The sequence below is a fragment of the Methylobacterium sp. NMS14P genome (genome assembly GCF_028583545.1).
Classification (GTDB): Bacteria; Pseudomonadota; Alphaproteobacteria; order Rhizobiales; family Beijerinckiaceae; genus Methylobacterium.
The window spans coordinates 4,822,487-4,834,212 of the sequence record NZ_CP087106.1 but is presented as its reverse complement, the minus strand read 5'-3'; the positions used below and the strand labels follow the sequence as shown (position 1 = coordinate 4,834,212).

General features: G+C 72.2%; 8 protein-coding genes. 4 read left to right on the top strand and 4 right to left on the bottom strand.

What is annotated here, in order from left to right:
- The first annotated feature begins 38 nt into the window (after positions 1-38).
- From LOK46_RS22980 to LOK46_RS22965, 4 genes are all read left to right on the top strand, one after another.
- A complete protein-coding gene (locus LOK46_RS22980; protein ID WP_273560705.1) occupies positions 39-3,269 on the top strand; it encodes a PAS domain-containing protein in 3,231 nt (1,076 codons plus the stop codon).
- A gap of 131 nt (positions 3,270-3,400) precedes the next feature.
- Positions 3,401-4,006 carry an SOUL family heme-binding protein gene (locus LOK46_RS22975; protein ID WP_273560704.1) on the top strand — a complete coding sequence of 202 codons (606 nt, stop codon included), beginning with the start codon at positions 3,401-3,403 and terminating at the stop codon, positions 4,004-4,006.
- 290 nt (positions 4,007-4,296) lie between these two features.
- On the top strand, positions 4,297-6,903 hold the full coding sequence (locus LOK46_RS22970) for a TonB-dependent receptor (protein ID WP_273560703.1): 2,607 nt from the start codon (positions 4,297-4,299) through the stop codon (positions 6,901-6,903).
- 206 nt (positions 6,904-7,109) lie between these two features.
- Positions 7,110-7,340 (top strand): DUF6894 family protein, encoded by a 231-nt coding sequence (locus LOK46_RS22965; protein WP_273560702.1) that lies wholly within the window; start codon positions 7,110-7,112, stop codon positions 7,338-7,340.
- A gap of 49 nt (positions 7,341-7,389) precedes the next feature.
- On the opposite strand, the gene paoC is transcribed toward LOK46_RS22965, so the two are convergent.
- From paoC to LOK46_RS22945, 4 genes are all read right to left on the bottom strand, one after another.
- Positions 7,390-9,609 (bottom strand): aldehyde oxidoreductase molybdenum-binding subunit PaoC, encoded by a 2,220-nt coding sequence (gene paoC / locus LOK46_RS22960; RefSeq protein WP_273560701.1) that lies wholly within the window; start codon positions 9,607-9,609, stop codon positions 7,390-7,392.
- A gap of 3 nt (positions 9,610-9,612) precedes the next feature.
- Positions 9,613-10,563: an FAD binding domain-containing protein gene (locus tag LOK46_RS22955; RefSeq protein ID WP_273560700.1), complete on the bottom strand. Its 951-nt coding sequence runs from the start codon at positions 10,561-10,563 to the stop codon at positions 9,613-9,615.
- Positions 10,560-11,135: an aldehyde dehydrogenase iron-sulfur subunit PaoA gene (paoA, locus tag LOK46_RS22950; protein ID WP_273560699.1), complete on the bottom strand. Its 576-nt coding sequence runs from the start codon at positions 11,133-11,135 to the stop codon at positions 10,560-10,562. The genes LOK46_RS22955 and paoA overlap by 4 nt, the downstream gene beginning before the upstream one ends.
- Before the next feature lie 269 nt (positions 11,136-11,404).
- The gene (locus tag LOK46_RS22945; RefSeq protein ID WP_273560698.1) at positions 11,405-11,602 is read right to left on the bottom strand and encodes a hypothetical protein; all 198 of its coding nucleotides are present in this window, start codon (positions 11,600-11,602) and stop codon (positions 11,405-11,407) included.
- Positions 11,603-11,726 lie beyond the last annotated feature (124 nt).

Genomic DNA, 11,726 nt, shown 5'->3' with positions numbered 1-11,726 from the left:
GGTCCCTCGCCCCATGTCCGAGTCACGCGCCTGGTCCGATGTCTGAGATCGCCGGGACCGCGCACCCGCCCTTCCTCGCGGAGGGCGGCGCGATGGGCGCCCGGATGCGCGCCCACGACTGGTCCGGCTCGCCGCTCGGGCCGCCGGAGCGCTGGGCCTCCTGCCTGCGGGCGACCCTGAGCCTGATCCTGGGATCGCGGTTCCCGATGTTCGTGGCGTTCGGGCCCGACCTGGTCTTCCTGTACAACGACGCCTACGCGGAGATCCTGGGCGACAAGCATCCCGCGGCGCTCGGCGCGCGCTTCCGCGACGTCTGGCCGGAGATCTGGCCCGAGATCGGCCCCCTGATCGACCGGGCGCTCGCCGGCGCGGCGACGTGGTCCGAGAACATGCCGCTGACCATGAACCGGCACGGCTACGACGAGCCGACTTGGTTCACCTTCTCGTACGCGCCGGTGCGCGACGGGGCCGGCCGGGTCGTCGGCCTGCACTGCGCCTGCACGGAGACGACCGGCCGCGTCCAGGCCGAGGCGCGCCTGCGCGAGGCCGAGGCCCGGATCCGGGCGCTCACCGACCACCTCCCGGGTGGCTACGTCTACCAGCTCGCCACGGGCCCGGACGGCGCGGACCGGCGCTTCCTCTACGTCTCGCAGGGCTTCGAGCGCATGACCGGCGTGCCGGCCGAGGCGGTGCTCGCCGACCCGACCGTCGCCTACGACCTCATCCTGCCTGAATACCGCGCCGGCATCGCCGAGGCCGAGGCCGCCGCGGTCCGCGACGTCGCGCATTTCGACGTCGAGGCGCCCATGCGCCGGCCGGACGGCACCCGCGTCTGGACGCGCATCATCTCGGCCCCCCGCCGCGTCGGCGACACGCTGGTCTGGGACGGGCTGCATCTCGACGACACGGTGCGCCGCCGGACCGAGGAGCAGCTCCGGGAGAGCGAGCGGCGCCTGCGGCTCGCGACCGAGGCGGCCGAGATCGGTCTCTGGGACGTCGACGTCGTCGCCGACACCCTGTTCTGGCCGGCGCGGGTCAAGGCGATGTTCGGGATCTCGGCCGACGTGCCGGTCACGATGGCCGATTACTACGCCGGCCTGCATCCCGAGGACCGGGAGGCCACGAGCGCCGCCTACGCCTCCGCCCTCGATCCCGCGCGGCGCGCCGTCTACGACGTGGAGTACCGCACCGTCGGCCAGGAGGACGGGGTCGTGCGCTGGGTCGCCGCCAAGGGGCGCGGGATCTTCGAGGGCGGGCGCTGCGTGCGGGTGATCGGCACGGCGATCGACATCACCGCCCGCAAGCAGGCCGAGGAGGCCCTGCGCGCCAGCGAGGCGCAGTTCCGGGTCCTGTCGCAGGTGCTGCCGAACTTCGTCTGGGCGACCGACGCGGCCGGGGCTGCGAACTGGTTCAACGAGCGCGTCTACGCCTACGCGGGCTGGGAGCCCGGCACCCTCGACGGGGCGGGCTGGCGGGGGATCATCCACCCCGACGACCGGGACCGGGTCGCCGCGGAATGGCGGGAGGCCGTCCGGTCGCGGGCCGACTACCAGTCCGAGTACCGCCTGCGCCGCGCCGACGGCGCCTATCGCTGGTTCCTGGCCCGGGCGCAGCCGGTCCTAGCGGCCGACGGCACGATCACCCGCTGGGTCGGCACCAGCACCGACATCGACGACCAGAAGCGGCTCATGGCCGAGCTCGTGCGCTTCAACGAGACCCTGGAGCAGCGCGTGGCCGAGCGCACGGCCGAGCACGACCGGGTCTGGCGCAACTCGCGCGACCTGCTGGCCGTGGTCGGGGCCGACGGCATCTTCCGCGCGGTCAACCCGGCCTGGCAGACGATCCTGGGGCACGAGCCGGCCGAGGTGGTCGGCCGCAGCTTCCTGGACTTCATCTGGCCCGAGGATGCGGGCCCGACCCAGGAGGCGCTCGACGCCGCCGCGGCCGCGCGCGACCTGACCGATTTCGAGAACCGCTACCGGCACAGGGACGGCACCCCGCGGCTGATCTCGTGGCGCACCTCCGTCGAGGGCGCGCACGTCTACGCCTACGGCCGCGACGTCACCGCCGAGAAGGCCCAGGCCGAGGCGCTCCGGCACGCCGAGGAGGCCCTGCGGCAGTCGCAGAAGCTGGAGGCGGTGGGCCAGCTCACCGGCGGCGTCGCCCACGACTTCAACAACCTCCTGACGATCATCCGCTCGTCGGTGGACTTCCTCCGCCGGCCGGATCTGGCGGAGGAGCGCCGGTCCCGCTACCTCAACGCCGTCTCGGAGACGGTGGACCGCGCGGCCAAGCTCACCGGCCAGCTCCTCGCCTTCGCGCGGCGGCAGGCGCTGAAGCCCGAGATCCTCGACGTCGGCGCGCGGCTGCGCGGCGTGGCCGACCTGCTCGACACGGTCACGGGCGCCCGCATCGCGGTCGTGACCGAGCTGCCGGACCGGCCCTGCTTCATCCGGGTCGACCTCAGCCAGTTCGAGACCGCGCTGGTCAACATGGCGGTGAACGCCCGGGACGCCATGGACGGCGCCGGCACGCTGACCCTGCGCCTGCACTGCGGCGCGGCGCTGCCGCCGATCCGCGGCCATGCCGGCGCCCCCGGCCCGTTCGCGGCGATCGCCCTCGCGGACACCGGCACCGGCATCGCGCCCGACGTCCTGGCGCGGGTGTTCGAGCCGTTCTTCACCACCAAGGAGGTCGGGAAGGGCACGGGCCTCGGCCTCAGCCAGGTCTTCGGATTCGCCAAGCAGTCCGGCGGCGACGTCGCGGTCGAGAGCGCGGCCGGCCGCGGCGCCACCTTCACGCTCTACCTGCCGCAGGTCGAGCCGGAGGCGTCCTGCGCGGCCGCCGCCGCGGAGGCGGCCGCGCTCGATCCCGGCGGCGCGGGGCAGCGCGTGCTGGTGGTGGAGGACAACATCGAGGTCGGCCGCTTCGCCACGCAGATCCTCGAGGATCTCGGCTACGCGACGACCTGGGCGGCCAACGCCGAGGAGGCGCTGGATCAGCTCGGGGCCGCCGGCGCGGCCTTCGACGTCGTGTTCTCCGACGTGGTCATGCCCGGCATGGGCGGGATCGCGCTGGCCCGCCTCCTCCGGCGGCGGATGCCGCACCTGCCGGTGGTGCTGGCCTCCGGCTACAGCCACGTTCTCGCCCAGGAGGGGATCCGCGACTTCGAGCTGCTGCACAAGCCCTACTCCGCCGATCAGGTCTCGCGCGCGCTGCGCAAGGTCCTCGGCGCGCGGCGGGCGCGGCCCAAGGGTGGCCAGCCCTGAGGCGGGGCGCGGCCGGGGCCCCGGGCCCGAGGGAGGCCTGACGCCGCAGCCGGGCGGCGCCGGGCCGTCCCGGCGCCATGTTCCCTCAGGGGGTTCGCGCGGGCGACGCGCCGCCGCCTCGGGAGGTCGCCGTGGACAGGGTCATGTACGCGCTCGTCACCCTGGTGGAGGCCGTGCTCGGGATCTTCGGCGTGCGGGCGCTCTACGAGCAGCCCGCCTACACGGTCGTCGAGCGCCTCGACCGCGGGGTCGAGATCCGGGCCTACGCGCCGCGCCGCGCGGTCGAGACCGACGCGCGCGGCCAGGGCGACGGCGCCGCCTTCGGGCGGCTGTTCCGCTACATCACCGGCGCGAACCGGGCGGGCGACCGCATCGCCATGACCGCGCCGGTGGAGAGCGGCGGCCAGCGCATCGCCGTGCCGGCCCCGGTGGAGCAGGCCGGGACCGGCACGATGCGATTCTTCCTGCCGCGCGCGGTGGCGGCGGCCGGGGCGCCGGCGCCGAACGAGCCGGGGGTCCGGCTGGTCGAGGTCCCGGCCGAGCGGATCGCCGCCCTGCGCTTCTCCGGTCGCCTGACCCCGGAGGCGCGGGCCGCGCAGGCGGGCATCCTCGCCGCCGTCCTGGCGGCGGCCGGCCGCGCACCGGCGGGCGCGCCCTTCGTCATGGGGTACGACCCGCCCTTCGCGATCCCGTTCCTGCGCCGGAACGAGGTCGCCGTCCGCCTGCCGCCGCCGTGAGAGCCGGGCCGGTCCTGACGGCCGGGCGCGCGGCGTCGGACGCCGCCCCTGAGGACCGGCCCGATTGCGCAATTATCCCGCGATGTCCTTCATAATAATCCCGAAGACTTGCCGCGATCTTCCGCTCTTGTTGTCTTTGCGCCACAGGCCCGATCATTCGAGCCCGCAAGTCGTCCCCGGAAGGGATTAAACAGAATGTGAATTGAGATCGCGTCCCGACCCGAGATCAGTGAGGCGCACGCAGCCGACGCGAAGCGGCGCGTGCCTTCGAATCCAGGTTGGGGGAAGATATGCGGGCCCTGCGAGGCAGCTTGATCGCGTCCGTGGCTCTGTTGCCGGGCGTCGCGCAGGCTCAACAAGCCGTCACCCTCGGCGAGATCAGCGTCGTCTCGACGTCGCCGGTGGGTGCGGGCGGCGGCAATTCCAGCGGCGCCCAGAACCTCGATACGCTCGCCCAGGCCGCACCGACCTTGCCGGCCCCGGCCGGCGGGGTGCGGCTGCGCGGCTCCGAGCAGCCGCTCAACAAGATCCCCAGCACCGTCGAGACCGTCACGGCGCGGCAGATCGAGGTCGATCAGGGCTCCGACAACGTGATCGCCACGCTGGCGCGGCGGACGCCCGGGGTGAACCTCAACGACTCGCAGGGCAACGCGAACCGGGTCGACCTCAGCTACCGCGGCTTCACGGCCTCGTCGGTGCAGGGCGTGCCGCAGGGGCTGGCCGTCTACCAGAACGGCGTGCGCATCAACGAGGCCTTCGGCGACGTCGTCAATTTCGACCTGATCCCGCCGCAGGCGATTCAGCGCATCGACGTCGTCACCGGCAACCCGGTCTTCGGCCTCAACGCCATCGGCGGCGCGGTCAACATCCAGATGAAGAACGGCTTCACCTGGCAGGGCACCGAGATCTCGGCCTGGGGCGGCTCGGACGCGCGCACCGCCGGCTACCTCGAGTACGGCAAGATCTCCGGTCCCTGGAGCTTCTACTTCACCGGCGACGGCCTGAACGACCGCGGCTGGCGCTACCAGAACCCGAGCACGATCGGCCGCCTCTACGCGGATCTCGGCTACCGCTCGCAGGATTCGGAATTCCACCTGATCGGGCTCGCCGCCCGCAGCTTCTACGGCGCGGCCGCGGCCACGCCGGTGGACTTCACGCATCTCGACCCGCGGGCGATCTTCACCTACCCGCAGACCCAGACGACGCAGGTCGGCACGCTCCAGCTGACGGGCCGGGTCGACCTCTCGCCGACCTGGGATCTCGCCGGCAACGCCTATTACCGGCGCTTCAGCGAGTTCTACGTCGACGGCAACCAGGGCAACTTCGAGAACTGCAGCAGCCGCAGCAGCTTCCGAGGCTCGCTCTGCTACCAGGACGACGCGTTCAACGTGAACGCGCCGCCCACCAGCCAGGTGGCGGCCCGCCGGGCCTACGCCAACCAGTTCGCGATCCTCGGCCTGGACAACCGGACGATCCCGTTCCTGCGGAACATCCCGTACGGCACGATCGACACGACCCTGACTCAGGCCGAATCCTACGGCGGCTCGCTCCAGGCGGCCAACCGCGACCGGATCTTCGGCCTGAACAACGCCTTCGTGGTCGGCGGCAGCGTCGACGCCTCGAACTTCTCGTTCAAGTCGTCCAGCCAGCTGGGCGTCATCAACCCGAACCTGTCGATCACCGTCGACCCGAACAACCCGTACTACGGCACGGTCCCGGGCCTCGGCACGCCGGACATCCGCACCCTTGGGGCGATCGGCCTCGCGCCGAGCAATGTCAGCGGCTCGACCCTGTATCTCGGCCTCTACGCCACCGACACGCTGGACGTCACCGACCGGCTGTCGCTGACCGGCGGCTTCCGGCTCAACTACGCCCGCATCCAGACCCGGGACCAGACCGGGTTCTCGCCGGACGTGACCGGCGTGCACGAGTACACTAAGGTCAACCCGCTCGCGGGCCTGACCTACCAGTTCGACCCGGCGCTCAACCTCTACGGCGGCTACTCGGAATCGAACCGCGCCCCGACCCCGCTGGAGCTGTCCTGCTCCAGCCCGACCCAGCCGTGCCTGCTGCCGAACTCGCTGGTGGCGGACCCGCCGCTCAAGCAGGTCACCGGCCGGACCTACGAGGCCGGCTTCCGCGGCGTGATCCCGGCCTTCCTGTCGGGCGGCGCCCTCACCTACAAGGCCGGCGTCTACCGCACCGACCTGAGCAACGACCTCTACCAGGTCGCCGTCGCGGGCAACGCCGCCCGCGCCTACTACATCAACGTCCCGGCGACCCGGCGCCAGGGCATCGAGGTCGGCGCCGAGTACGCGGTCACGCCCGACCTGATGGTCTACGCCAACTACGCCCTGGTCGACGCGACCTTCCAGTTCAACGCGACCCTCTCGTCGCCCAACAACCCGCTGGCGAGCACCGGCGCGGCCGGCGGCGCCGCGGGCGGCGACGTGATCCCGAACGGCGGCATCCGCGTCCGGCCGGGCGACAAGATCCCGCTGATCCCCGATCACCAGATCAAGGCGGGCTTCGAGTACAGCATCACCCCGAACTGGCGCTTCGGCCTCAACGTCTCGGCCTTCTCGTCGTCCTACTACCGGGGCGACGAGTCGAACCTCAACCGCAAGCTGCCGGCCTACTACGTGATGAACCTGACAACGAAGTATCAGGTCAGCAAGAACCTGGAGATCTTCGGGCTGATCACCAACCTGACCAACAACCGCTACGCCACGTTCGGCACCTTCGCGGAGACGGGAGCGGTCGCCGGCAACCTGTCGATCAACGACCCGCGGACCACGACCCTGGCGCAGCCGCTCTCGATCTACGCCGGCCTGACCTACCGGTTCGGGGCGGATCCGGTCCCGATGGCGCCGGAGCCGATCATCCGGAAGTATTGATCCCGTCCACGGAACGATGATGCGAGGGGCCGGGGGATCCGCGGCCCCTCTTCTGTTCCGCGTCACCGGTCCCTCGCGGCCGAAAGATGGGCGCGGTATTTCAAACTCAGATGAGTGCGGCCGCCGATCCGATCTGTATCCATGATCGGCCGCCGGCGAGGCTTGCGGGCGCTCCCGCCCCGATCATCCCGATCCCGGAGATCTCCATGCCGCGCTACTTCATCGACACCGCCGACCACGTCGACGTCCGCGACGACGAGGGCACCGTGCTGGCGGACCGGGCGGCCCTGCGCGACCTGCTGCGCCGGACCCTGACGGCGCTCCTGCACGACGAGGGCGAGGCGACCGGGGTGAACGACTTCACCGCCCGGGCCTACGACGAGGACGGTCGCCTCGTGATGCGGGCCCGGGCCAGCTTCCACATCGTGGACCCGTAGGGCGGGCCTTCGCGGGGACGCCCGGTGCCGGGCGTCCCCGCGGACCGGCTCAGGCCGCGTCCGGCATGCGGTCGAGGAGCTTGTCGAGGGTGATCGGGTAGTCGCGCACGCGGATGCCGGTGGCGTTGTAGATCGCGTTCGCCACCGCGGCGCCGACCCCCGAGATGCCGAGCTCGCCCACGCCCTTGGCCTTCATGGGCGAGGACATCGGGTCGACCTCGTCGAGGAAGATCACCTCCTGGTGCGGGATGTCGGCGTGGACCGGCACCTCGTAGCCGGCCAGGTCGTGGTTGGCGAAGAAGCCGCGCTTGGTGTCGACGGCCAGCTCCTCCATCAGGGCCGCGCCGGTGCCCATGACCATCCCGCCGATCACCTGGCTGCGGGCGGATTTCGGGTTGAGGATGCGCCCGGCCGCGCAGACCGCCAGCATCCGCCGGACCCGCACCTCCGCGGTATAGGCATCCACCGCGACCTCGACGAAGTGGGCCCCGAAGGTCGAGACCTGCTGGGTCTTCGAGAACTTGCCGAACTCGATCGCGTCCTCGGCCACGAGCTCGCCGTCGGCGGCGGCCCGCGCAAGCGGGATGGCGCGGTTGCCGGCGCGGACCTCGCCGTCCTCGAACACCGCGTCGGTGGCGTTGAAGCCGAGCTTCTGCGCGACCGCCTCCCGCAGCTTCACGCAGGCCGCGTAGACGCCCGCGGTCGACGAGTTGGCGCCGAACTGGCCGCCCGAGCCCGACGAGACCGGGAAGTCCGAGTCGCCGAGCCGCGCCACGACCCGGTCGAGGGGCACGCCCATCATCTCGGCGGCGGTCTGCGCGATGATCGTGTAGCTGCCGGTGCCGATATCGGTCATGTCGGTCTCGACCGTGACCGTGCCGTCGGCGGCGAGCCGCACCCGGGCGCCCGACTTCAGCACCATGTTGTCGCGGAAGGCCGCCGCCATGCCGTGCCCGACGAGCCACTGCCCCTCCCGGACCTGTCCGGGCCTCGGGTTGCGCTTAGCCCATCCGAACCGCTCGGCGCCGAGCTTGAGGCAGCCGACGAGGTCGCGGTGGGAGAAGCGCAGGTCCGGCTGGGTCGGGACGACCTGCGTGTCGTTGCGGATGCGGAACTCCACCGGGTCGAGGCCGAGCTTCTCGGCCATCTCGTCCATGGCGACCTCCAGCACCGCGAGGCCCGGGGCCTCGCCGGGGGCGCGCATGGCGTTGCCCTCGGGCAGGTCGAGCCGGGCGAGCTTCATGGCGGTCAGGCGGTTCGCCCCCGCGTAGAGGTACTTGGTCTGGTTCACGGCCGTCTCGGGATCGCCCTCCGGCAGGTTGCCCGAGACGCTCTCGTGCGCGATCGCCGTGATGGTGCCGTCCTGCTGGGCGCCGATCCGGACCCGCTGGATCGTGGCCGGGCGGTGCGTGGTGTTGTTGGCGATCAGCGGGCGCGTCAGCGCCACCTTGACCGGCCGCCCGGTGGCCTTCGCGGCGAGCGCCGCCAGCACCGCGTCGGCGCGCACGAACAGCTTGCCGCCGAAGCCGCCGCCGACGTAGGGCGCGTCGAGCCGGACCTTGTCCTTCGGCAGGCCGAGCATCTTGGCGAGGCTGCCGTGCCCCCAGCCGATCATCTGGTTGGCGGTCCAGAGCGTGACCCGGTCGCCGTCCCAGGCCGCCGTCGTGGCGTGCGGCTCCATCATGGCGTGGCTCTCGTCGGACGTCGTGTAGGTCGCGTCGAGCGTCACGGGGGCCTGCGCGAAGGCGCCCTCGAAGTCGCCGGTCCGCTCCTCGCCGTCGCCGCCGCTGCCCTCGCCGCTGTCCGCCGGGACCGGCTCGGCGGTCTTCGCCGCGGCGGCGAGGTCGAACGCGCCGGCCTCGGGGGCGTACTCGACCGTCACCAGGAAGGCGGCCGCCCGGGCCTGCTCGAAGGTCTCGGCCACCACCACGGCGATCGCCTGGTGGTAGTGCTGGATCAGGTCGCCGCCGAACAGGTAGGCGACGTTCATCACGCCGCGCTCGATCCGCGGCGTGTCGAGGGTGGTGACGACCCCGATGACGCCGGGCGCCTGCCGGGCCGAGGCCGTGTCGATGCTGCGCACCCGGCCCTTGGCGATGGCGGAGCCCAGCACGTAGCCGTAGGCGGCGTCGGGGGCCGCGTCGTGACGCTCGTACGCGTAGGGCGCGGTGCCGGTGGTCTTGTACTTGCCGTCGATGCGGTCGGTGGGCAGGCCCACGACCTTGAGGCGGTCGATCGGGTTCGGGCCCGCGGCGGTGTCGAACTTCATGGCTCAGGCCCTCGCTTGGTTGAGCGCGGCGCCGAGGGTCCGCTCGGCGAGCTTCAGCTTGTAGGCGTTCTCGTGGGTGGGCTTGGCGTCGGCGAAGACCCGGGCCGTCACGGCCCTGGCGCCCTTCGGGAGATCGGCCTCGGCCGCCTCGACCCGCCAGGGCTTGTGGGCGACGCCCCCGAAGGCGACGTGGCCCGTGCCGTCCTTGCCCAGGATCGCCGCCACCGAGACCAGCGCGTAGGCGTAGGAGGCGCGGTCGCGGACCTTCCGGTAGATGTGCGTGCCGGGAACGGGCTTCGGCAGCGTCACCGCGGTGATGAGCTCGCCGGGCTCGAGATTGGTGTCGCGGGCGGGGTCGTCGCCCGGGAGGCGGTGGAACTCGGCGATCGGGATCTTCCGCGCGGCGCCCTGAGCGTCGATCGTCTCCACGGTGGCGTCGAGGACGCGCATGGCCACCGCCATGTCGCCCGGATGCGTGGCGATGCAGGCCTCGCTGGCGCCGATCACCGCCAGCTGGCGGCTCACGCCGTCGAGCGCCGAACAGCCGGAGCCCGGCCGGCGCTTATTGCAGGGCTGTGCGGTGTCGTAGAAGTACGGGCAGCGGGTCCGCTGCAGCAGGTTGCCGGCGGTGGTCGCCTTGTTGCGCAGCTGGCCGGAGGCGCCCGCGAGGAGCGCGCGGGCGAGGACACCGTAATCCTTGCGCACCCGCGGATGGGCCGCGAGGTCGGTGTTGCGCACCAGCGCGCCGACGCGCAGGCCGCCCTCCTCGGTCGGCTCGACCGCGTCGAGGCCGAGCCCGTTCACGTCCACGAGGTGGCGCGGGGTCTCGATCTGCAGCTTCATCAGGTCGAGCAGGTTGGTGCCGCCGGCGATGAACTTGGCGTCGGGCGTGGCGGCGACGGCGGCGGCCGCCTCGGCGGGCGTGCCCGGGCGCTCGTACGTGAAGGACTTCATGCGCGGCTCCCGGCGACTTCGGTGATCGCCTCGACGATGTTGGAATAGGCGCCGCAGCGGCAGAGGTTGCCGCTCATCCGCTCGCGGATCTCCGTCTCGGTCACCTGCGGCGGGGCGCCGAGATCGGCCGTGACGTGGCTCGGGATGCCGGCCCTGATCTCCTCGAGCACCGCGACGCCCGAGCAGATCTGGCCCGGCGTGCAGTAGCCGCACTGGTAGCCGTCGTGCTTGACGAAGGCGGCCTGCATCGGGTGCAGGTGGTCCGGCTGCCCGAGGCCCTCGACGGTCACGATCTCGGCGCCCTGGTGCATGATCGCCAGCGTCAGGCAGGCGTTGATGCGCCGGCCGTCCACGATCATCGTGCAGGCGCCGCACTGGCCGTGGTCGCAGCCCTTCTTGGACCCGGTGAGGTGCAGGTGCTCGCGCGCGGCGTCGAGCAGGCTGGTGCGGGTGTCGAGTTCGAGCGTGCGCCGCTCGCCGTTCACCGTGAACGTGACGGTGGCGAGGACCGGTGCGTCGGTCCGCGCCGCTCTGGCGCCCGGGTCCCGGGACGCGGCTTCAACTCCCACCATCAAGTCTCTCTCCGGTTCAGATCACAAAGGCGGGGACGGGATCCCGGTCTCCGGGCCCGGTGCCGACGGGCGCCCCGTCGCGGGCGGGAGACCCGGCAGGATACCTCGGGAAACACCGACTCCCTGGATTGGCTCCAAGGTAGAGCCCGCCCCGGCGATCGTCAGGGGGGCCGTGCGGCCGGGCGCGCGAAAGATGGGGCGCGCCGGGGCGCGCCCAAACGAAAGGGCCGACCCGAAGGCCGGCCCCGATCGTCGCGCCGCGGGCGGTTCTACTCGGCCGCGGTCATCTCGGCGGTGTAGTGGCCGCACCAGTCCTGGGCGGCGACCACCGGCCAGAGGCCCTTGGACTCGGGCGCGGGCTGGCTGACCGGCGGGTTGAAGCGGCACAGGCCGGCATCGTGCTGCGCGACGGCGCCGTTGCCCTTGTGCTCGTCGAAGAACCGGCAGGTCTCGCACTTGGCGTTCATGGTCAGGCTCCTGTGAGGCCGGCGGCCGGGGGCCGTCCCGGCGAGGGACGAGAGCTTGGACCTTAGAAGTGATCCAATCTGCGGGGCCAACGTCGGAGGGATCCGGCGGGTTCCCGGCCGCGGC